The following is a 782-nucleotide window of genomic DNA, read 5'->3' as shown; positions in this document are numbered from 1 at the left end:
AGAATCACGGTATACGCCGCTACTGAAAACATTGCTGCATGAAGGTCACTGGATATGGTCATTGCATTTACTAAAACTGCATAAATTCCCACACAGACCATCATGAAGAATCCCTGAAATGCCAGTGCGAACAAGCCTTTTAAATAGTTGTTTCCGATATTGCCCCATTCCTTATTGGTCATGGTGGCAAACGGAATTGGTGCTATGGAAGTATAAAGGTAAATTTCTATCATTCTTCCGTACAAAATAACGGTTATGATGATCGACAGAATCCGCATGGTAATACTGATCAACAGCGTTTCCATGGATAGCAGGAACAAATCCCCCAGTTCCATATCTTCCAGTGCATCCACAATCCTTGCGACTGCTTCTGATGCATCCACCGCTGTGTTCCCGGAGATCACCCCGGCGGCATTGTTGACCACATGCTGGCCAACATCAAAGACCGCCATCGTGATATTGAACGTATTTGTCACCAAATAAATGGCTACATACGCCTTGAAAATCCAGAGGAAAATGTTGTAAGTCTCAAATTCATGGAAATTGTTTTTCTGCGTTACCATCGTAATCAGCTCATAGCACAAGACAAAGGTGATGATCAGTCCCGCAATGGGGACAATTACTGTCTGGGAAATGTTCTGGATCAGATTAAAGATCCCTGCATTCCATCCCTGCGGTGTCTGTCCCACCTGCCCGGCTATGGTTCCCACCTGCTCATTGACAGACGTGAACATGTTATCCAAACATGACTTGATAAGCCCGATCAGGATATCCTTTATCGC

Annotated in this window: 1 protein-coding gene; it reads right to left on the bottom strand. The window is 44.5% G+C overall.

Annotated elements, in window-relative coordinates; genetic code table 11:
* On the bottom strand, positions 1-779 hold a 779-nt coding region (locus tag OCV61_RS17900; RefSeq protein ID WP_416797874.1), incomplete at its 3' end, for a VirB6/TrbL-like conjugal transfer protein, CD1112 family.
* Between the last annotated feature and the right edge of the window lie 3 nt (positions 780-782).

It is taken from the genome of Blautia ammoniilytica, assembly GCF_025566965.1.
GTDB lineage: Bacteria > Bacillota > Clostridia > Lachnospirales > Lachnospiraceae > Blautia_A > Blautia_A ammoniilytica.
This window is presented reverse-complemented; position numbering and strand designations above follow the sequence as displayed.